Source organism: Micromonospora echinospora, from assembly GCF_900091495.1.
In the GTDB taxonomy this organism is placed as follows: Bacteria; Actinomycetota; Actinomycetes; order Mycobacteriales; family Micromonosporaceae; genus Micromonospora; species Micromonospora echinospora.
Genome location: NZ_LT607413.1, coordinates 1,671,858 through 1,692,203 on the forward strand (window position 1 = coordinate 1,671,858; position 20,346 = coordinate 1,692,203).

At 73.0% G+C, this 20,346-nt stretch carries 19 protein-coding genes; 10 read left to right on the forward strand and 9 right to left on the reverse strand.

Annotation, left to right across the window (positions count from 1 at the left end; translation table 11 throughout):
* Positions 1 to 69 precede the first annotated feature (69 nt).
* Positions 70 to 2,544: a helicase-associated domain-containing protein gene (locus GA0070618_RS07480; protein WP_088980995.1), complete on the forward strand. Its 2,475-nt coding sequence runs from the start codon at positions 70 to 72 to the stop codon at positions 2,542 to 2,544.
* 4 nt (positions 2,545 to 2,548) lie between these two features.
* Here the strand turns inward: GA0070618_RS07480 and GA0070618_RS35465 are convergent, their stop codons facing one another.
* Both GA0070618_RS35465 and GA0070618_RS07490 read right to left on the reverse strand, forming a co-directional pair.
* Positions 2,549 to 2,869: a hypothetical protein gene (locus GA0070618_RS35465; protein WP_414467565.1), complete on the reverse strand. Its 321-nt coding sequence runs from the start codon at positions 2,867 to 2,869 to the stop codon at positions 2,549 to 2,551.
* A gap of 84 nt (positions 2,870 to 2,953) precedes the next feature.
* Positions 2,954 to 3,808: a L,D-transpeptidase family protein gene (locus GA0070618_RS07490; protein ID WP_088980996.1), complete on the reverse strand. Its 855-nt coding sequence runs from the start codon at positions 3,806 to 3,808 to the stop codon at positions 2,954 to 2,956.
* A 190-nt stretch (positions 3,809 to 3,998) separates the two neighbouring features.
* Between GA0070618_RS07490 and GA0070618_RS07495 the strand changes: the two genes are divergently transcribed.
* Positions 3,999 to 5,678 carry a DNA repair helicase XPB gene (locus tag GA0070618_RS07495; RefSeq protein WP_088980997.1) on the forward strand — a complete coding sequence of 560 codons (1,680 nt, stop codon included), beginning with the start codon at positions 3,999 to 4,001 and terminating at the stop codon, positions 5,676 to 5,678.
* Positions 5,679 to 5,693: 15 nt separating this feature from the next.
* Here the strand turns inward: GA0070618_RS07495 and GA0070618_RS07500 are convergent, their stop codons facing one another.
* Both GA0070618_RS07500 and GA0070618_RS07505 read right to left on the reverse strand, forming a co-directional pair.
* Positions 5,694 to 6,329 (reverse strand): DUF6518 family protein, encoded by a 636-nt coding sequence (locus GA0070618_RS07500; RefSeq protein WP_143740467.1) that lies wholly within the window; start codon positions 6,327 to 6,329, stop codon positions 5,694 to 5,696.
* Positions 6,330 to 6,466: 137 nt separating this feature from the next.
* Complete coding sequence (locus tag GA0070618_RS07505; RefSeq protein WP_088980999.1) at positions 6,467 to 6,688, reverse strand: winged helix-turn-helix domain-containing protein; 222 nt, start codon at positions 6,686 to 6,688, stop codon at positions 6,467 to 6,469.
* 326 nt (positions 6,689 to 7,014) lie between these two features.
* Here GA0070618_RS07505 and GA0070618_RS07510 point away from each other — a divergent pair, with 326 nt between their 5' ends.
* The 3 genes from GA0070618_RS07510 to GA0070618_RS07520 all read left to right on the forward strand — a co-directional run bounded on the left by GA0070618_RS07510 (position 7,015) and on the right by GA0070618_RS07520 (position 8,823).
* The gene (locus tag GA0070618_RS07510; protein WP_088981000.1) at positions 7,015 to 7,332 is read left to right on the forward strand and encodes a DivIVA domain-containing protein; all 318 of its coding nucleotides are present in this window, start codon (positions 7,015 to 7,017) and stop codon (positions 7,330 to 7,332) included.
* Positions 7,329 to 7,607: a hypothetical protein gene (locus tag GA0070618_RS07515; RefSeq protein ID WP_088981001.1), complete on the forward strand. Its 279-nt coding sequence runs from the start codon at positions 7,329 to 7,331 to the stop codon at positions 7,605 to 7,607. The genes GA0070618_RS07510 and GA0070618_RS07515 overlap by 4 nt, the downstream gene beginning before the upstream one ends.
* A gap of 205 nt (positions 7,608 to 7,812) precedes the next feature.
* Complete coding sequence (locus GA0070618_RS07520; RefSeq protein WP_088981002.1) at positions 7,813 to 8,823, forward strand: 3-oxoacyl-ACP synthase III family protein; 1,011 nt, start codon at positions 7,813 to 7,815, stop codon at positions 8,821 to 8,823.
* Positions 8,824 to 9,052: 229 nt separating this feature from the next.
* On the opposite strand, the gene GA0070618_RS34225 is transcribed toward GA0070618_RS07520, so the two are convergent.
* The 3 genes from GA0070618_RS34225 to ligD (GA0070618_RS07555) form a co-directional block, all read right to left on the reverse strand.
* Positions 9,053 to 11,035: a family 43 glycosylhydrolase gene (locus tag GA0070618_RS34225; protein WP_143740432.1), complete on the reverse strand. Its 1,983-nt coding sequence runs from the start codon at positions 11,033 to 11,035 to the stop codon at positions 9,053 to 9,055.
* Positions 11,036 to 11,147: 112 nt separating this feature from the next.
* Positions 11,148 to 12,062, reverse strand: coding sequence for a non-homologous end-joining DNA ligase (gene ligD / locus GA0070618_RS07550; RefSeq protein WP_088981003.1), 915 nt, complete (start codon positions 12,060 to 12,062; stop codon positions 11,148 to 11,150).
* The gene (gene ligD, locus GA0070618_RS07555) at positions 12,052 to 12,996 is read right to left on the reverse strand and encodes a non-homologous end-joining DNA ligase (protein WP_088981004.1); all 945 of its coding nucleotides are present in this window, start codon (positions 12,994 to 12,996) and stop codon (positions 12,052 to 12,054) included. Before ligD (GA0070618_RS07555) ends, ligD (GA0070618_RS07550) begins: the two co-directional genes overlap by 11 nt.
* An 87-nt stretch (positions 12,997 to 13,083) precedes the next feature.
* Between ligD (GA0070618_RS07555) and ku the strand changes: the two genes are divergently transcribed.
* Complete coding sequence (ku, locus tag GA0070618_RS07560) at positions 13,084 to 14,100, forward strand: non-homologous end joining protein Ku (protein ID WP_088981005.1); 1,017 nt, start codon at positions 13,084 to 13,086, stop codon at positions 14,098 to 14,100.
* A gap of 16 nt (positions 14,101 to 14,116) precedes the next feature.
* On the opposite strand, the gene GA0070618_RS07565 is transcribed toward ku, so the two are convergent.
* Entirely contained in the window at positions 14,117 to 14,509 is a 393-nt protein-coding gene (locus tag GA0070618_RS07565) for a PPOX class F420-dependent oxidoreductase (protein ID WP_088981006.1), read from the reverse strand.
* A 161-nt stretch (positions 14,510 to 14,670) separates the two neighbouring features.
* Between GA0070618_RS07565 and GA0070618_RS07570 the strand changes: the two genes are divergently transcribed.
* The 4 genes from GA0070618_RS07570 to GA0070618_RS07585 all read left to right on the forward strand — a co-directional run bounded on the left by GA0070618_RS07570 (position 14,671) and on the right by GA0070618_RS07585 (position 18,417).
* Entirely contained in the window at positions 14,671 to 15,321 is a 651-nt protein-coding gene (locus tag GA0070618_RS07570) for an FKBP-type peptidyl-prolyl cis-trans isomerase (protein WP_088985356.1), read from the forward strand.
* Between the two features lie 271 nt (positions 15,322 to 15,592).
* Positions 15,593 to 16,417 carry an SCO6745 family protein gene (locus GA0070618_RS07575; protein WP_088981007.1) on the forward strand — a complete coding sequence of 275 codons (825 nt, stop codon included), beginning with the start codon at positions 15,593 to 15,595 and terminating at the stop codon, positions 16,415 to 16,417.
* 147 nt (positions 16,418 to 16,564) lie between these two features.
* Entirely contained in the window at positions 16,565 to 17,212 is a 648-nt protein-coding gene (locus GA0070618_RS07580; protein ID WP_088981008.1) for an HAD family hydrolase, read from the forward strand.
* A gap of 191 nt (positions 17,213 to 17,403) precedes the next feature.
* A complete protein-coding gene (locus GA0070618_RS07585) occupies positions 17,404 to 18,417 on the forward strand; it encodes an NADPH:quinone reductase (RefSeq protein WP_088981009.1) in 1,014 nt (337 codons plus the stop codon).
* 260 nt (positions 18,418 to 18,677) lie between these two features.
* Here the strand turns inward: GA0070618_RS07585 and GA0070618_RS07590 are convergent, their stop codons facing one another.
* Positions 18,678 to 20,327 (reverse strand): fatty acid--CoA ligase, encoded by a 1,650-nt coding sequence (locus GA0070618_RS07590; RefSeq protein ID WP_088981010.1) that lies wholly within the window; start codon positions 20,325 to 20,327, stop codon positions 18,678 to 18,680.
* Positions 20,328 to 20,346 lie beyond the last annotated feature (19 nt).

Here is a 20,346-nt window from a genome sequence, read left to right on the forward strand (position 1 = left end):
CGTCGCCGGGGCACCGACCGGACGTCCGAGGGGCGCGACGGCCCCTCGGCGGGCTAGCGTGGAACGACGATGACCATCTCACTCGCCGATCACCTGCGCACCCTCGACGACGAGGCGCTCGCCGCGCTGCTCGCCCGGCGGCCGGACCTCGTCGTGCCGGTGCCCGCCGACCTCTCGGCCCTCGCCGTCCGGGCACAGTCGCGGGTCTCGGTGGCCCGCGCGCTCGACGGGTTGGACCAGTTCACCCTCCAGATCCTCGACGCCGCCCGGCTGACCCGGGGCCCCGACGGGGGCGGCACCTCCGTCGAGGCGGTGCTCGCGATGGCCACCGCCGGTCCGCGTCCGCCCGCGCCGACCGCCGTCCGGGCCGCCCTGTCGCGGCTGCGCGAGCTGTTCCTGGTGTACGGCCCGGAGCACGACCTGCACGTGGTGGCGAGTGTGGACGAGGTGTCCGCGTACCCGGCGGGGCTGGGCCGGCCGGCGGCGGAGCTGGACCCGGCGACCGCCGCGCTCTGCGCGGACCCGGCGAAGCTGCGGCGGACGCTGCTGGCCGCCCCTCCTTCCGCGCGGGCGATCCTGGACCGGCTCGCCGCCGGACCGCCGGTCGGCACGGTGCCCCCGGGCGCGCTGCGCGCACCCGCCTCCGGGGTGCAGGACGTCGTCCCGGCCGATCCGACCAACGGTGGCCCGCCGACCGGTTCCCCGGTGCGCTGGCTGGTCGACCACCGGCTGCTGGTGCCGGTCTCCGGGGCCGAGTCGGGTGGGGCGGGCGCGGTGGAGCTGCCCCGCGAGGTCGGCCTGCTGCTGCGGCGGGAGACGGGCCCGCTCGGCCCGCTGCGGACCGAGCCGCCGACGGTGGCCGCCGCGCCCCGTGAGCCGAAAATCGTGGACAACGCCGGGACCGGGCAGACCATGGAGGTGGTCCGCCACACCGAGGCGCTGCTGGACGCGCTGGCCGCCGACCCGGCGCCGGTGCTGCGGACCGGCGGGCTCGGGGTGCGGGACCTGCGCCGGCTGGCCAAGGTCACCGGGCTGGACGAGCCGACCACCGCGCTGCTGCTGGAGACGGCGTACGCGGCCGGGCTCCTCGGTGAGCTGGACCTCCCCGGGGCCAGCACCACCCGGTACGGGGCCGACCAGCAGGTCCTGCCCACCGGCGGGTACGAGGTGTGGCGGGCGCTCTCCCTGGCCCGGCGCTGGGAGCAGTTGGCCCGCGCCTGGCTGGCGATGACCCGGCAGGTGGGCCTGGTCGGGCAACGGGACGACCGGGACCGGCCGATCAGTGCGCTCTCCGCCGAGGCGGAACGGGCCGGCGCGCCGGCCGCCCGCCGGGCCGTGCTCGGGGTCCTCGCCGATCTGCCCCCGGCGACCGCCCCCACCCCCGACGAGGTGCTGGGGCTACTCGACTGGCGGGCACCCCGACGCAGCCGGGGACGGGAGACGGCCCACCGGGAGGTGCTGGCGGAGGCGGCCACGCTGGGCGTGACCGGGCTGGGGGCGCTCACCTCGTACGGGCGACTGCTGCTGGCCGACACGGAGTCCCAGGGGACGGGGAGCGACGACCCGCTGGGGGTACGGACCGATCCCGACGAGCAGTCCACCGCCGTCCGGGCCCTGGACGCGCTGCTCCCCGAGCCGGTCGACCACTTCCTCGTCCAGGCCGACCTGACCGTGGTGGTGCCGGGTCCACCGGAGCCGGCGCTCGCCGCCGAACTGGACGTGGTCGCCGAGCACGAGTCGGCCGGCGGGGCGAGCGTGCACCGGGTCACCACGGCGAGCGTGCGCCGGGCGCTGGACGCCGGCTGGTCCGCCGAGGACCTGCACGAGTTGTTCCGTCGCCGGTCCCGGACCCCGGTGCCGCAGGGGCTGACGTACCTGGTGGACGACGTGGCCCGCCGGCACGGCGGACTGCGGGTCGGCTCGGCCGGGGCGTACCTGCGCAGTGACGACGAGGCGCTGCTGGTCGAGGTGCTCGCCGATCGGCGGTTGGAGGGGCTGTCGATGCGCCGGCTCGCCCCGACCGTGCTGGTCACGCCGTACCAGATCGGCCGGCTGCTGGGGGCGCTGCGGGACGCCGGCTACGCGCCGGTGCCGGAGGACGCGGCCGGGGCGGCGGTGCTGGCCCGGCCGAAGGCACGCCGGGCCCCGGCCCGGGTGCCGGTGACCACCCGCTCGGTCGACCCGCTGGCTGGGCCCCGGCTCACCCCACCCCGGCTGCTCGGCATCGTGGAGCAGATCCGGCGGGGCGAGGCGGCGGCGCGGGTGGCCCGACGGGCCCCGTCGGTGTTGCGCGGCGTGGCGCCGGAGGGGGGTGGCCCGGTCGCGGTGCCGGGTCACCGGGACGCGCTGGCGGTGCTGCAACAGGCGGTCCGGGACAAGGCCCTGGTCTGGGTGGGGTACGTGGACGCGCACGGCGCGACCGCGTCCCGGTTGGTGCGTCCGGTGTCGATCGGTGCGGGCTACCTGCGCGCGGAGGACGAGCGGACGGAGATGCTGCACACCTTCGCCCTGCACCGGATCACCGCGGCGGTGCGGGACGGGTAGGTCGTCAGCGGCGTCGGCCGCGTCGGACGGTGCCGACGATCGAGACGATCAGCAGCAGGGCGAAGGCCGCCCCGGCGGACTCGCCCAGCGAGTCGATGAACCCCTGCTGGAGCACGAGCCAACCGAAGAGGAACCAGCCGAGGACCGCCGCGCCGGCCACCGCGTACGCCACCACGGTCGCGGTGGACACCGTGGGCGTCGCGGCGGCTCCGTCCGTGCGTCGGGTGTCGTCGGCTTTCGCGCGTCGGGTGTCGTCGGCTGAGGACACCTCCGCCACGGGTGCGGCCCGCTCGCTCTCGGCGGTGGTGTCCCGGTCGACCGTCATCTGCTGACCTCCCCGTCGCCGCCCCCTGCGTCCACCCTGTCACCTGAGGGGACGAAGTGACAGGGTGGACGCGGTCGGATCGGATCAGGTGCCGGGCCGCTTGCCGAACACGACCACGCGGTAGCCGATCTTGCCCCAGTCCCAGAACCGCTTGGCGTCGTACGGCAGCAGGTTGATGCAGCCGTGCGAGCCGATGGACTTGTCGTGCAGGTAGGTGGTGGTCTGGTGGAACCCGATGCCACCCACGAAGCGCTGCCAGTAGGGCAGCCACACCTCGTAAGGGTCGGACCACTCCTTGACGGTCCGCTTGTTGATCTTGTAGGTGCCGGTGGGGGTGGCGTAGCCGCGCATCCCGGTCCGGGTCACCGTCGGCGGGACCATGACCTTCCCGTCCCGCATGACCCAGGTGGTCTGCCGGGTCAGGTCGATGCAGAACGTGACACCGGATCCGGTCTTGCAGCTGTTCACGTTCGTCGTGGCCAGCCGCTTCGACACGTCGTGCGTGGTGGGTCCGGCACGGCCCTGGACCGGGCGGATGTCGTACCGCTGCTGGAACTTCTTGATCGCGGCGCAGTCGGTGGCGGACTGCTTGCCGTCCACGATGACCTTGCCGAACGTGCCCAGCTTGGCGAGATAGGTCTCGACGGCCTTCTGGTACTCCCCCTGCGGGCAGGCGGCGGCCTTGGTCTTGTTCGAGGTGGTCTGGACGGTGGATCGGGTGGTCGCGAGTGTCGCGGTCGTCGTCCTGGCGGACGTCAGGCCGGTCAGCTGGTCGGAGCCGAGCACGGCGCTCTCCCCCGATAACCGTCCCGACACGCTGACCGCGGCGAGGTCGTCGCCGGCCGGATCAGCCTGCGGGTCGAGCGCGCACGCGCTCGCACCGACCAGCGTGACCACTGCCAGGGCGGCGACCCGGATGGTGGACCGAACTCTGTTCATGTGTCCTCCTAGGGGCACAGCCGTCCCTTCGCTAGACGTATGTGAGTGCCGCGAAGGTTGCACCCTGTAGTGAATTTTTCTGGCCGTTCCCCCTGCGTGCAAGACTGGAGGGTCGCCCAGATTCCGTCGTCGCACGGGGGCGACGAGGCGGCAGACGGCAAAACACCTGGTGAGAGCGGGAGGACCCGGCGTGAACGGTGGACCATTGATCGTGCAGTCGGACAAGACCCTGCTGCTGGAGATCGACCACCCGGACGCGCAGGCCTGCCGAATGGCCATCGCGCCCTTCGCCGAGCTGGAGCGCTCACCCGAGCACGTGCACACCTACCGGCTCACCCCGCTGGGGCTGTGGAACGCCCGCGCCGCCGGGCACGACGCCGAGGGCGTGGTCGACGCGCTGCTGAAGTACTCCCGTTACCCGGTGCCGCACGCGCTGCTGGTGGACGTGGCCGAGACCATGGACCGGTACGGCCGGCTCCAGCTCGCCAACGACCCGGTGCACGGGCTGGTGCTGCGGGCGCTGGACCGGCTGGTGCTGATCGAGGTCGCCAAGAGCAAGAAGCTCGCCGGCATGCTCGGCGCGAAGCTGGACGACGACACGATCGCGGTGCACCCGTCCGAGCGGGGTCGACTCAAGCAGGCGCTGCTCAAGCTCGGCTGGCCCGCCGAGGACCTGGCCGGTTACGTCGACGGCGAGGCGCACCCGATCGAGCTGGCCGAGGCCGGCAAGGACGGCAGGAAGCCGTGGACGCTGCGGTCGTACCAGCGGGCGGCGGTGGAGGCGTTCTGGGCCGGCGGGTCGGGTGTGGTGGTGCTGCCCTGCGGCGCGGGCAAGACGCTGGTCGGGGCGGCGGCGATGGCCGAGGCGAAGGCGACCACCCTGATCCTGGTCACCAACACGGTCGCCGGCCGGCAGTGGAAGCGCGAGCTGATCGCCCGCACCTCGCTGACCGAGGACGAGATCGGCGAGTACTCCGGCGAGCGCAAGGAGATCCGCCCGGTCACCATCGCCACGTACCAGGTGCTCACCTCGCGGCGCGGCGGCGCGTTCACCCACCTGGACCTGTTCGGGGCCCGCGACTGGGGCCTGGTCGTCTACGACGAGGTGCACCTGCTGCCCGCGCCGATCTTCCGGTTCACCGCGGACCTCCAGGCCCGCCGTCGGCTCGGCCTGACCGCCACCCTGGTCCGCGAGGACGGCCGGGAGGGTGACGTGTTCAGCCTGATCGGCCCCAAGCGGTACGACGCGCCGTGGAAGGACATCGAGGCGCAGGGCTGGATCGCCCCGGCCCAGTGCACCGAGGTACGGGTCACCCTGACCGACGCCGAGCGGCTGGCGTACGCGACCGCCGAGAGCGAGGAGCGCTACCGGATGGCGGCGACCGCCCGCACGAAGCTGCCGGTGGTCCGCGCGCTCGTGCAGCGGCACCCGGACGACCAGGTGCTGGTGATCGGCGGGTACATCGACCAGCTCCACCAGCTCGGCGAGTACCTCGACGCGCCGATCGTGCAGGGCTCGACCACGAACAAGGAACGGGAGCGGCTCTTCGACGCCTTCCGGTCGGGCGAGATCCGGACCCTTGTCATCTCGAAGGTCGGCAACTTCTCCATCGACCTGCCCGAGGCGGCGGTGGCGATCCAGGTCTCCGGCACGTTCGGTTCCCGGCAGGAGGAGGCGCAGCGGCTCGGGCGGGTGCTCCGACCCAAGGCCGACGGTCGACAGGCGCACTTCTACACGGTGGTCTCCCGGGACACCATCGACACCGAGTACGCCGCGCACCGGCAGCGTTTCCTCGCCGAGCAGGGGTATGCGTACACGATCGTCGACGCCGACGACGTCCTCGGCCCGAAGCTTCCCACCGTCGACTGACCGGGCGGTCTCGCCTCAGCCCGGCCTGACCGACGCTGCCAGTCCCTCCCGACGCCCCCTCGCCCGGATGACCAGCACAGTCGCCACCGCCGCCGACATCCAGACGGTCAGCCGCACCGGCAGCGCCATCAGGCTCTCCGGCGGTGGGGGCAGCACCACCATCTGCACGGCGGCCCCAGCGGGCACCAGCAGTGCGGCGAGCGCCCCGACCGGACCGGGTCGCCGGACCGACGCGCCGGCAACCCCCAGCGCGGGGCCGAGCAGCACGCTGCCAACCAGCCAGTACCGGGTCGCCATGCCCCACCACACGCCGCCGTCGAAGAGCACGTCCATGGCGTAGTAGGCGGTGGTGGCGAACACCAGCGCGAGGCCGCCGCCCACCGCGCCGCGCAGCATTCCCGCAGCGGGTCGTGCCTGCCGGCTGACCAGCCAGCCCACCAGCACGGCCGTCGCCGCCCACGCCCACCCGGCGTCGAGGATCAGGCTGGCGAACTCCGCGACCTGCGACCGGACGCCCCGTTCGGCGCGAGCGGTGCCGACCTCGCCCAGCCAGATGGGCACGTGGTTCACCACCGAGTCGACGGCACCCAGCGCCGTCCCCACGGCCGGCCCGATCCACCACCACCGCACGCGGTCAGCTACTCGCTTCACGCCAGCAGTGTGACCGGAAGGGGCCGACGCGCGACTACCCGGTCCGGCCGGGTCATGGGTACTCCGTCCGAGTCCTTTGGAGCTGCCCGCACAGACGGGGCAGCGGCACCCGGCAAAGATGCGGCACCCGGCAAAGATCAGGAACGGTCGGCCACGAAGACGCCTTTGCCCTGATGTCCCTCCACCAGGCCCTCCGCCTGGAGAATGAGCAGGGCAGAGCGAACAGGCTCCGCAGAGACACCGTAGTGCGCGATCAGCTCGCGCAACGACGGCAGTTTCGCACCGGGTCCGTACTCGCCGGAGGCGATCTTGTCGCGGATGTCCTGCGCGATGCGTTGGCGGTCGGGGATTCGGGGCATGGGCGACTCCTGGTAGGCCCCAAGATCTTCCCACGCTCGTCACCGGCCGGCCAAGACTTTGCGTGGTAACCATGCCCAGCCTTCCACTTTGCATGGTTTGCATTGTAGGATCGCCACGGGTCCCGGCATCGGAACGCCTGGTAGGCAACCGGCCTCCCGGTTGGGTGCCCACAGTGCCGACACGGCTGGCTCCTCTCGCCAGCCGTGTCGGCACCCAACCTCACCGGACACCAAGCGTCCGTTCACCGCCCGGCGATCGATGTGGCGGCGGTCGGGCCGGAGGACAGACCGAGACGAGAGCGGACACCCCGAAGGGCGGTCAACTGATGCGCACACTCCTGCGTCGCCTGCTCGGCCGGCACCACCGGCGTCGGCCGGCGTACCGGCACACTGTCAACGCGGCCCCGCCGTCCGCGTACCAGCCGATGCGCCCCTGGCAGGTCCGCGCCCGCTGCTTCAGCACCCGCCGCCACGGGCTCGACCCGGAGGAGATACGGGTCTTCCTGCACCGGGTCGCCGACGAGCTGACCGTCGCACAGACGGCGCTGGAGGCCGTGCTCGACGAGAACAAGCGGATCAAGGACGCGCTCCGCGACTGGCAGACCACGTACGCCCTGCGCCCGGCCTCCCGGGACCGGCGATGACCACGCCCGAGGAGCGTTGGGTGATCCACGTGCCGGTCGTCGCATCCGACCTGAACCGCGCCCGGATCTTCGCCCGCACGGCCACCCGCGCCTTGGCCCTGCTCACCTCGCGGATCGACGCCGGGGAGGTGACCGTCTCGGCCGAGGACGCCCAGGGCGTACGGCATCGAGTCTTCTGCGACCGGCGACTGGCCGGTGGCGGCCGGTGCACCCTGCCCACCGACCACACCTCGCCGTGCACCCGGTCGGGGCTAAGCCGACATCGGCAGCGGTAGCCGCCCGCTTCCTTTTCCGCTCCGTCCCGGGCGCTCGCTGCCAGCGGACACGCCGGTCCAGCGGGGCTTGTGCGGGATCGATTTCCCGGCGACGATGATCACGAAGGACGTCCGCACCCACCGCACGACAGGGGCGATCCTCGATGAGCACAGCAGACCTGCGGTTCCGGCTGGTCGGCCGTCCCCACCGAGACCGGGAGGTCGCGTGAGCCCGGTCAGCCTGGTGGACGTCGGCAGCTACCTGCCGGAACGACGGGTGACCGTGGACTTCTACGGTGGCGACGACGACGCGCTCCGGGAGAGCGTGATGTTCAAGTCGCCGCGGTACCGGCGACATGTGGCCCCGGGCGAGAGCGCCGTGGACATGATCGAGAAGGCCGCGCGACCGGTCCTGGACCGTGCCGCCGCCCGGGGCGACGGACCACTGGACGTCCTGCTCACCAACGTGCAACTACCCGACCTGCCCTGGACCGGCGCGGGATCGGCGGTGGCGCACCGGCTCGGGCAGGACCCGGACTGGGTGCTGGACGTGCACAACGGCGGCTGCGCCTCCTTCGTCCACATGCTCCGCAGCGCCCGGCAGATCCTGCGCACCGGTGAGGCCCGCACCGCGCTGATCTGCTGCGTGCAGAACACCGCCGGCCAGATGTTCGCCCAGTCCGAGGTACGCCGCCGCTCGCACGCCTCGGTGCCCGGGGACGGCTGCGGGGTCGGCTACCTGCGGGTGGGGGACGAGTCACCGATCCTCGACGTCGAGCTGCGCAACCTCGGCGAGTTCGCCGGGGACATGGGCGTCCGGCTGGAGGACGGGCGCCGCTACTGGGAGCCGGGGCGCAGCCAGCTCGACGTCTCGTTCACGCCGGACAAGGTACGAAAGATCATCGAGCGAGGCAACGCTCTCGTACCGGAGGTGGTCGGCCGGCTCTGCGACCGCCTCGACGTTCCCACCTCGGCGATCGACCTGCTGGTCACCAACCAGCCGAACCGGCTCTTCCTCGCCAACTGGCGGGAGTCGCTGGGCGTCGACGCGGCCCGGCATCCGGACACCTTCGACGAGTACGGCAATCTCTTCGGCGCGGCCGTGCCGGTCACCCTGCACGAGATGCTCCGGCAGGGCCGACCGAACCGTGGGGACCTGGTGGTGCTGGCCGGTTTCGCACACGCCGGCGATCTCGCCGCCGCCGCAGCCGTGCGCTGGCACCCCGAAGCTGCCTGAACCTCGCCCCACTGCCGCACCGCCGGTCGCCGCAGCAGCCAATCTTGGACACTTACCGTCGTATAAGGACGGTAAGTGTCCAAGATTCGCGAAGCGAGAGGCAGTCCGCGCTCGCGCGGACGCGGGCGGGGCGGCGCGGGCGGGGCGGCGCGGGCGGGGCGGGCGCGGCGGGCGCAGGCGTGGGCCGGGCGCGGGCGGGGGCGGGGGACGACGGGGGCGGGGCGGGGGGTCAGGGAGCTACCTGACCGCCCCAGGACGTCGGCACCGCACCGCCCGAGGGCGGCCAGTGCCAGTCGACCAGGGACCCGTCCGCGCCCCGGGCCAGCACGTGGGTCTCGTCGCGCCAGGCGAGCGCCACCGGGTCGGTGGTGGCCCCGCCGGTCGTCCGGTCGGCGGTCACCGCGCCGCCCGGCCGCCACGACAGCCGCCACAGCGCGCCGTCGGTGCCCCGCGCGAAGACCTGCTGCGTCTGGCCCTGCCGGAGAGCGAAGGGCGAGCCGACGACCGCGCCACCCCAGTTGTCGGTCCGTACGACCCAGTCGCCGTGGTCGAAGAAGCGGTGTTCGAGGCTGCCGTCGGCGGTCCGGTAGAAGACGTGCTGCTGGTCGCCGAAGGCGAACCCGGTCGGGTCGGAGTGCACCCGGCCGACCGCACCCCAGTCGTCCAGCCCCGGCAGGTTGTTCGCGATGCCGGGGAACCAGAACCAGTGGCGCAGGGTGTTGTCGCTGCCCCGGGCGAAGACGTGCTGTTCGTTGCCGACGGCGTACGCGACGGGTGTGCCGACCACGTCGCCGCCGGTCCAGGTGTCCCGGCGGACGGTGCCGTCGGACTCGGCCCACCAGTGGCCCAGGCGGCCGTCCGGTGCGCGGCCGAACACGTGCTTCTGCCCGTTGGGGGTGACCATTCCGGTCGGGTCGCCGGCCAGGCCCGGCCCCCAGTCCTCCTGCCGGACGGTCCCGCCCGGCGTCCACCACCAGTGCCGCAGACGTCCGTCGGGGGTACGGGCGAAGACGTGCTGTTCGGCACCGACCGGGTAGCCGACCGGCCGACCGGCGATCGGGCCGCCCCACACGTCGCGCCGCACCGTCCGGTCCACCGGGTCCCACCACCAGTGGGTGAGGCTGCCGTCGGGGGCGCGGTCGAAGTGGTGCCGCTGCTCGGCGGAGACGTAGCTGCGGGTCGCGCCCGGTTCCTGGCTGGCCCACGGGTCCCCGGAGGGCGGTGTCTGGGTGGCGGCCAGCGCAAGCGGACGGCCGAGGTTCGGGGTGCCGTCGGCGTTCCAGACGACCGGCTGGGCGCGCGTGGTCCGGCCCTCGTAGGTGTACGCCGAGGTGGTCTTGCCGTGGTAGACGATCCAGTCCTGGGTGCCGTCGGGCGAGCGGAAGAAGCCGTTGTGGCCGGGGCCGAAGACGCCGGCCGCGTCGTTGCGGGACAGCACCGGGCCGGGGTGCTGCCGCCAGTTCGACGCCACCAGCGGGTCCGCGCCGTCCGCGATGGACTTCATCCAGAGCTGGTAGTCCGGCTTGCCGGTGTCACAGGTGGAGTAGACGAGGAAGAGGCGTCCCGGGCCGCGCAGTCCGGTCGGTCCCTCGCGTACCTCGTGGCAGCCACCGTCGGCGGGCAGGGCGACCCGGCTGCCGGTCGTCGTCCACGGGCTGGTCATCCGGCGCAGGTAGATCTGCTGCGGTCCGCCCATGCCCCGCCCCGGGCCGGACCAGGCGAAGTACATCGTGCCGTTGTGCACGAACGGCTCACCGTCGATCGCGTACTCCCCGTCGTCGGCGATCCGGGCCTTGAAGTGGTACGGGCCGCGCGGGTCGTCGCCCTCGGACTCGATGACGTAGTTGCGGTGGTTGGCGTCGACACCGTCGCTGGCGGTGTAGTAGATGTACCAGCGGGGACCCTCGGGCCGGACGAACCGGTGGATCGAGGGGGCCCACACCTGCTTGTTGCGGCTGGGGTCCGGGTCGCGCCACACCGTCCTTTCTCCGGCGCTGGCCAGGCCCGCCAGGGTCGGCGAGGACCAGATGCCGATCCGGTCCCCGAGGGTGGTGGCCAGGTGGTAGGCACCGTCGAAGTAGGTCATGGTGGGGTCCGCGCCCGGGTTGAGCGGGTTGCGGAAGGGGGTCGAGGCGGCGGCGGACTGGGCCGGCACGGCCAGCAGCGGCAGGAGGCACGCTGCCGCGAACAGTCGGGACACGAGCCGCTTCATGACGATCCCCCACTCGACGCGCCGACTGAGATCCCCGCCAGCCTCGCATCGATGGACGTCAAATAGCAACCGGGCGCCGGCGGTGGGCGGCCAAGGGGCAACAGGGGCGGCGTCAGCGGGTGGGCAGCTCCGGGCCGCCGTCGAGCAGCGGGGCGAGCAGGTCGCCGTACTCGTCGACCCGAGTCAGGACCTCGGCGGCGGTGTACGGACGCAGCCGACGCCGGCCGTCGGCGGCGACCGCTTCCACCTCGTCCCAGGTCAGCGGCGTGGAGACCGACGGGACCGGTTGGGCCCGCAGCGAGTACGGCGCCACCGTCGTCTTCGCCGCGTTGTTCTGGCTCCAGTCGATGAAGACCTTCCCCGGACGCAGGTTCTTCGCCATCCGCGACACGACCAGCTTCGGGTGTGCGCCCTCCAGCTCGCGGGCGATCCGGTGGGCGTGGTCGGACACCACGTCGGCGGACTGGGTGCCGGCCACCGGGCAGCAGAGCTGCATCCCCTTCTTGCCCGAGGTCTTCGGGTACGCCGCCACGCCGTCGTCGGCGAGCCGGTCGCGCAGCAGCACCGCCACCTGGCAGCACTCGCGCAGTCCGGCCGGTGGCCCCGGGTCGAGGTCGACGACCAGCATGTCCGGGTGCGCGCCGATCCGCCACTGCGGCGTGTGCAGTTCCAGCGCGGCGAGGTTGGCCAGCCAGACCAGGGTGGGCAGGTCGTCGGCGACCACGTAGTCGATGGTCTCCCGCCCCTTGGTCGAACCGGGCGCGGGCAGGGTCTCCACCCGGACCCAGTCGGGGGTGGCGGCCGGCTTGTTCTTCTCGAAGAACGACTTGTCGGCCACGCCGTTCGGGTAGCGGATCCGGGTCAGCGCCCGGTCCCGCAGGTGCGGCAGGAGCACCGGGGCAATCCGGGTGTAGTAGTCGATCACCTCGCCCTTGGTGAACCCGGCATCCGGATAGAGCACCTTGTCCAGGTTGGACAGCTCCAGCGAACGCCCCTCCACCTCCACGCGCAGCCGCTCACCCGGCATCGTCGACCTCCTCGGGGGGCTTGTCCGGACGCAGTCTGAGTACCCGGGGGAAGCGCAACCGACCGTCCGGGGTGCGCTGGCCGTACTTGATCTCGACCACCACCCGGGGCTCCACCCAGATCGCGCCCCGGGCGTCCTCCCGGGGCACGCCGGGGCCGAACGGCGAGTCGGCGGTGCGCAGCGGTTCCAACTCGGCCAGCAGCGCCCGCTCCAGGGCCGCCCCGATCCCGCCGCCGACCCGGCCCCGGTAGGCGAGCCGGCCGTCCGGGCCGGGCACCCCGACCAGCAGTCCGCCGATCTTCCGCGCACCGGGCCGCCAGCCACCCACCACGAAGTCCCCGGTCACCTCCAGCTTGACCTTCACCCAGTCCGACGAGCGCACCCCCGGGCGGTACGGCGCGTCGAGCCGCTTGGCCATCACCCCCTCCAGCCCGTGTTCACCGGCCGCCTCGTAGGTGGCCGGGCCGTCGGGGAAGCTCGGCGGCACCGCCCACCGGGCCCCGCCGAGCCCCAGCGCCTCCAACTCCGCGCGCCGCCGGGCGTACGGGCGGCCGGTCAGGTCCGCCCCGCGCAGCCGCAACAGGTCGAAGATCATGTACGTCACCGGGGCGACCGCCGCCAGCCGGGCCGCCCGGTTCCGGTCCCGTACGTGCATCCGCTCGGCCAACGCGGTGAACGAGGGTTGACCGGCCGCGCCGAGGAGCACCACCTCCCCGTCGAGCAGGGCGTCGTCCACCTGCTCGCCCAGGCTCGCCAGTTCCGGGTACGCGGCGGTGATCTCCACGCCGGAGCGGGCGTAGAGGCGCTGGCCGGCGGCGGAGATGTCGGCCAGGGCGCGTACGCCGTCCCACTTGAACTCGTACGCCCATTCCGACCCGGCCGGCAGCGGCCCGGTCGTCGCGAGCATCGGCCTCAGCGGCGGGCGGCCCGGCACGAGTGTGACTGTAGTTCGCCGGTGAACGGCGCGCGCCACCTTCGATCATTTGCGATCCTGGTCAGAAGCGGTGAGAGGAGCGCCAGCATGCGGGCGATCTGGAAGGGTGCCGTCTCGTTCGGTCTGGTCTCGATCGCGGTGAAGCTCTACTCCGCCACCCAGGAGAAGGACATCCGCTTCCACCAGGTGCACCGGGCCGACGGCGGCCGGATCCGGTACAAGCGCACCTGCTCGGTCTGCGGCGAGGAGGTCAACTACGACGACATCGCCAAGGGGTACGACATCGGCGGTGGCGAGATGGTGGTGCTGACCGACGAGGACTTCGCCGACCTGCCGCTGACCACCTCGCACGCGATCGACGTGCTGGAGTTCGTCCCGGCCGAGCAGGTCGACCCGATCCTCTACAACAAGGCGTACTTCCTGGAGCCGGAGGGGGCGGCGACCAAGCCGTACGTGCTGCTGCGCGACGCCCTGGTCGACGCGGAGCGGGTGGCGATCGTCAAGGTGGCGCTGCGCCAGCGGGAGCAGCTCGCCACGTTGCGCGTCCGGGAGGGCGTGCTGTTGCTCAACACCATGCTCTGGCCGGACGAGGTTCGCAAACCGGACTTCGGGTTCCTGGACGAGGACATCACCGTCCGCCCACCGGAGCTGGCGATGGCCAGTTCGCTGATCGACTCGATGGCCGGCGAGTTCCAGCCGGACGCCTTCACCGACGACTACCGGGCCGCGTTGCAGGAGGTCATCGACGCCAAGGTGGAGGGGCGGGAGGTGGTCCAGCCGGAGGAGGTCGAGAAGGCCCCGGCCGCGGCGGTGGACCTGATGGCCGCGCTCCGGGCGTCCGTGGAGCGGGCCCGGGCGGCGCGGGGCGAACAGCCGGAGGCCGGCGAGCCGACCCCGATCTCGGCGGCCCGGTCGGCGCAGAAAGCTCCGGCGAAGAAGGCCCCCGCGAAGAAGGCCCCGGCCGGGAAGACCACGGAGAAGAAGGCCGCCCCGAAGAAGGCGGCGGAGAAGAAGACCGCGCAGAAGAAGGCCGAGCCGGCGGCGGAGAAGAAGACCGGGGCCAGGAAGGCCGCGCCGAAGAAGGCGCCGCGCAAAACGGCCTGACCCCGGTCGTCGTACGTCAGCCCTGGCTGAGGCGCTGAGTCGGGGTGACCTTGACGATCACCCGCTCCTCACCCGGCTTGCGGAACGGGTACGTGTCCTTGTCGAGGTACTTCTTCGCCATCCGGTCGATGTGCTCGTCGGCACCCTCGGTGGTCATCTCGACGGTGCCCTTGATCCACAGCGTCCGGTAGTCGTTCGCCCGGTCGGAGACGGAGATCGCCACGACCGGGTTGCGCTCCAGGTTCCGGTGCTTCACCCGCCCCTTGGCGGTGTTGAAGATGACGTGCTCGCCGTCGGTGTCCACCCAGACCGGGGTGACGTGCGGGGTGCCGTCGGCTTCGATCGTGGCCACGTGGGCCAGCTGCGGTTCGTTCAGGAGGGCAATGTCGTCTGCGGTGAGGAACGCCATGGGCCGAATCTACCGTCGGAACGACCCGCCCACCGTCCGGTTGCCCGGGGCCGGAGCCGCTGGGCCCTGCCTGCGAAGCATCGATCCGGGTACCGTTTGCGTCGACTTCGGCCCGGCACCGGCGCCGACCCACCATTCCACAGCGACAGGGAGTGCTCGACGTGAGTGAGCGCACGGAGAACCGGTCCTCGGGCCAGAGCCCGGCGAGCAAGTCGGAACGGCGGCTCGCCGCCAAGCTGGCCGCCCAGAAGGCCGCCGAGGCGAAGCGCCGCCGGCAGTCGATGCTCGGCGCGCTCGCCGGCCTCGCCGTGGTCGGCGTGATCGTCGGGGCGTTCGTGGTCTTCGGGGGCGACGACGAGCCGGCCGACCAGGCCATGACCTCCTCGCCGAGTGCGTCGGCGGACGCGCCCGGGGCCGCCGCTCCGCAGCTGCCCCCGAACACCGACCCGGCGCTGGGCACCAAGCCGGTCGTGGCCAAGGGCTCGGGCGAGCTGACCAAGCTCACCGTCACCCCGCTGGTCAAGGGCACCGGCCCGGCCACCAAGGCGGGCCAGCAGCTCACCGTCAACTACGTCGGGGTGTTCTACGCCTCCGGCGAGGAGTTCGACGCCTCCTGGAAGACCGGCCAGCCGTTCACCTTCCAGGTCGGCGCGGGCAGGGTGATCCCCGGCTGGGACCAGGGCCTGGTCGGGGTGAACGTGGGCAGCCGGGTCCAGCTGGACATCCCGGCCGAGCTGGCGTACCGCGACGGCTCCAACGGTGGTCCGGCCGGCCCGCTGCGCTTCGTGGTGGACGTCCTCGCCGCCCAGTGACCCGTTCAGGTGGTAGGAGGGGTCCCCTGCACCGCAGAAAGCGGTAACAGGGGACCCCTCCTACCATCTGCCCCCGCTCCCCGTGCCGCCGTGGCGGGCGGCACCGGGACCGGCGGAACGGCCGGTGCGGTGTGGACCACAGGAGTCTTCCGACAGCTTGCCCGGTGGCAGTAGGTTCAGGATCCACCACGCAGCGCGGCGTGGTGACCACCCGCCGGACGCGGAGGTGCACGTGACGTCACTGGACGATCCGGGGCGGACCGCCCGGTTGATGTGGACCCACTACGAGCCGCTGCACGTGGTGACCTACTTCCACCCCCGGTCCCGGGCCGCCTTCGAGGCGGTCGGGCTGCGCGGGTACTGGCGCGGCTACTTCGCCGGGCGCGCCGCGCCGCTGGGCGCGACCGACGCCGCCCCGGTGGTCGCGGTCTTCTTCACCTTCGCCCCGCACATGGTCGGCCGGGCGTTGCCGGCCGTCTGGCAGCTCGCCACCCCGGCGGAGGCGTTGCGGGCCCGGCTCACCGGAGCGGTGCAGGCGCTCGCCGAGCTGACCTACGAACTGCCCGAGAAGCACCTGGCCGAGGCGGCGGAGCTGCTGGAGGCCGCCGCCGTGGCGGTGGAGCCGGGCGGCCGGGTGATGGGCGCGGCGAACGCCGCCCTGCCCCGTGCGGAGTACCCTCTCGCCCGGCTCTGGCAGGCGGCCACGACGCTGCGTGAACACCGGGGCGACGGGCACGTCGCGGCGCTGGTCGCCGCCGGCCTGGACCCGGTGGAGACGCTGGCCTGGCGCATCGCCGACGGCATGCAGCCGATCATGCTGACCGGCCGGGGCTGGTCCGAGGAGCAGTGGCGGGCGGCCCACGACCGGCTGGTCGGGCGCGGCTGGCTGACCCCGGAGGGGAAGCCCTCCGAGGAGGGCCGGGCCGGCTTCCGGGCGGTCGAGGAGGCCACCGACCGGGCCGCCGCCCACCCGTGGCAGGCGCTCGGCGCGGATCGAGTCGACCGGCTCCGCGAGCTGCTCGATCCGCTGGCCCGCCGGTGCCACACGATGATCCCCCCGGGCAACCCGATCGGCCTGCCGGCCATGCCGGACTGAGCCCACCGACCCGCTGGCCGGCCTGGCCGGGCTGATCCCACCCTGTCGGCCTGGCCGGGCTGATCCCACCCTGTCGGCCTGGCCGGGCTGATCGACCCGCCGGCCCTGCCGGGCCGGTCCGGCCCCGGACGCGGCAGGATGGGAGCCGTGACGGATGCGGTGATCTTCGACCTCGACGGCGTGATCGTGGACTCCGAGCCGGTGTGGGAGGAGGTCCGCCGCGCGTACGTGGCGGCGCACGGCGGCACCTGGCGGCCGGACACCCAGCGCCGGCTGATGGGGATGAGCACCGGGGAGTGGTCCCGCCACCTCAGCGACGACCTCGGCGTCGACCGGACCGCCGAGCAGGTCGCCGCCGAGGTGGTCGAGGAGATGACCCGGCGGTACGCCGAGCGCGTCCCGCTGATCGACGGGGCCGACGACGTGGCGCGTCGGCTGGCCGGCCGCTGGCCGCTGGGGCTGGCCAGTTCCTCGCCGACCCGGCTGATCGCCGCGGCGCTGGCCGCGACCGGCCTCACCGACACCTTCGGCGCGACCCTCTCCACCGAGGAGACCGCGCACGGCAAGCCGGCTCCGGACGTCTACCTGGCGGTGGCCGCGCGCCTCGGCGTGGAACCGGCGCGCTGCGTGGCGGTGGAGGACTCCTCCAACGGGGTACGGTCCGCCGCAGCGGCGGGGATGCGGGTGGTGGCGGTGCCGCACGGGGCGTACCCGCTGGACCCGGACGCCGAACGGCTGGCCGCCGTGGTGCTCCCGTCGATCGGCGCGCTCACCCCGGAGGTCGTCGCCGGCTGATCCGCCCCGGCAGGGCGTGTCCGGGCTGACCGTCCCCGGCACGGCGTGTCCGGCTGGCCCGCCCCCGGCACGGGCCGTACCCGGCGGGTCCTTTCCGGCACGGTGTGCCCGGCGGGTCCCCTCCCACGTCCGTACCCGGCATGATCGGGGCAGCGCCGGGTACGGCAGCGCGACCGGGAGGAGAGGACGGGATGAAGGCGATCGTGTACGAGCGCAACGGTGACCCCTCGGTGCTCCAGGTGGTCGACCGGCCGGTGCCGGAACCCGGTCCCGGGGAGGTGCTGGTGCGGCTGGCGGTCGCCGGGGTGAACCCGACCGACTGGAAGGGTCGCCGCAACTGGCCGGTGCCCGACGGCGGGCAGACTCCGGGGCAGGACGGCGCGGGGGTGGTCGAAGCCGTCGGCACCGGACTGGACCGGCAGTTGATCGGTGAGCGGGTCTGGGTGTGGGAGGCGTCCTGGCAGCGCCGGTGGGGCACTGCCGCCGAGTACACGGTGGTGCCGGCCCGGCAGGCGGTGCCGCTCGGTGACGCCTCCTTCGACCTGGGGGCCTGCCTCGGTATCCCGTTCCTCACCGCGCACCGCTGCCTGACCGCCGGCGAGACCATGCCGCGCCGCCTGCACGCCGGGTCGCTCACCGGCCGGGTGGTGCTGGTGCAGGGCGGGGCCGGGGCGGTGGGGAACGCGGCCATCCAGCTCGCCCGCTGGGCGGACGCCACGGTGGTCGCCACGGTCAGCAGCCCGGAGAAGGCGCTCCTCGCGGCGGCGGCCGGCGCCGACCACGTGGTCAACTACCGGGAGCAGGACGTGGCCGAGGAGGTCCGTCGGATCTTGCCCGACGGGGTGGACGCGGTGGTGGAGGTCTCCGCCGCCCGGAACGCCGCCACCGACGTGCGGATCCTGCGCACCGGCGCGGTGGTCAGCGTCTACGCCGACGACGGCGGTGACGAGGTGACCCTGCCGATCCGGGCGCTGATGCTGCCGAACGCGCGCTGGCAGTTCGTCCTCGTCTACACCACCCCGTGGCCGGCAAAGGAGCAGGCGATCGCGGACGTGACGGCGGCGGTCGCCCAGGGGCACGTCCGGGTGGGTGAGGGGGCCGGGTTGCCGCTGCACCACTACCCCCTCGACGCCACGGCGGCGGCGCACCGCGTGGTGGAGGACTCGGTGGTCGGCAAGGTGCTGATCAACACCAGCGCGGCCTGACCGGTGCTCCAGGGCGCGCACCGCGCCGTCGTCCATCACGGCCTTCTTGCCGTCGGAGCTGTTCGCCGGAGCTTCCGCCGACCGGGGGACAGAGCTGGCGACCACCGGGTAAATGTGAAAGATATTCGCAACAATGCTGGTGCGGCACGAAACCGCACAAGCGGGCGGCCCCGGCGCGGTGCGAACGCCGGGGCCGCTCCTGGGGAGGGGGAGTAGGAGTATCGCCCCTACCTCCTCAGGCGTCGTGGCCTTCGAAACCGTTACACCGCCGTCAACACCTGCACCGGAAGCGCGCCGTCGGCGTACTGGGCCCGGACCACCTTCTTGTCGAACTTGCCGACGCTGGTCTTCGGCACCCCGTCGATGAACGCCCACCGTTCCGGCAACTGCCACCGCGCCACCGAGTCGGCGAGGAACTCGCGCAACTGCTCCGCCGTCGCCGAGGCCCCCTCCCGGAGCACCACCGTGGCGAGCGGTCGTTCGTGCCAGCGCTCGTCCGGGACCCCGACCACGCACGCCTCCAGCACCGCCGGGTGGGCCATCAGGGCGTTCTCCAACTCCACCGACGAGATCCACTCGCCACCGGACTTGATCACGTCCTTGGAGCGGTCGGTCAGCGTGATGAAGCCGTCCGGGGAGAGCGTACCGACGTCACCGGTGCGCAACCATCCGTCGTGGAACTTCTCCCCGTCCGGGGTCTCGTCCCCGAGGTAGTGGGCGGTCACCCAGGGCCCCCGGACCTCCAGCTCGCCAACCGAGGTGCCGTCGGCGGGAAACACGTCGCCGTCCGGCCCGACGATCCGGGCGGCCACCCCGGCGGGCACCCGCCCCTGCGTGTAGCGGTAGCGCCAGGCCTCCTCGCCGGTCGCCCCGGCGGGCGGACGGGCCACCGAGCCGAGCGGTGACGTCTCGGTCATCCCCCAGGCGTGGATCACCTCGACGCCGTGCCGCTCGCCGAACGCGTGCATCAGGGCCGGCGGACAGGCCGACCCGCCGACCACCACCTCCCGCAGCCCGGAGACGTCGACGTCGTGGGTGTCCAGGTGGGCCAGCAGGTCCGTCCAGATGGTCGGCACCGCGGCGGCCATCGTCGGGCGCTCCGCAGCGATCATCTCGGCGATCGGCGCCGCCTGGAGGAACCGGTCCGGCATGACCAGCGACGCGCCGGACATGAACGCCGCGTACGGCAGCCCCCAGCCCATCGCGTGGAACATCGGCACGATGACCAGTTCCCGGCCGGTCGGGCCGAGCCCGAACCCCTCGGGCATGCAGACCTGGAGCGAGTGCAGGTAGACCGAGCGGTGCGAGTAGGCCACCCCCTTCGGGTGGCCGGTGGTCCCGGAGGTGTAGCAGAGCGCCGCCGCGTCGCGCTCGTCGACCTCCGGCCAGTCGTAGACCGTCGGGCGGTCGGCCAGCAGCACGTCCCAGTGATGTACGGCGATCCGGTCGCCGGCCGCCGCCAGCAGGGGCGCCGGGTCCCCGCCGCCGACCACCACCACGTGCCGCACGGTGGTCATCTGACCGATCACCCGGGCCAGCAGCGGGATCAGCGTGGCGTCGACCAGCACCACCCGGTCCTCGGCGTGGTTGGCGATGTAGGTGAGCTGCTCCGGGAAGAGCCGGATGTTCAGGGTGTGCAGCACCGCACCCATGCTGGGCACCGCGAAGTACGCCACCAGGTGCTCGTTGTTGTTCCACATGAAGGTGGCGACCCGCTCGTCGCCGGTCACCCCGCACTCGTCACGCAGGGCGTGGGCGAGCCGGGCGGCCGTCCGGGCCACCTCGGCGTACGACATCCGGCGGGATTCCGCACCGGTCCAGGTGACCACCTCGGCCGTGCCGTGCACGGTGGCGCCGTGGTCGAGGATCCGGGCGATCTGGAGGGGGGCGTCCATCATCGTGCTACGCATAGGTAACAAAGTAGTGTGG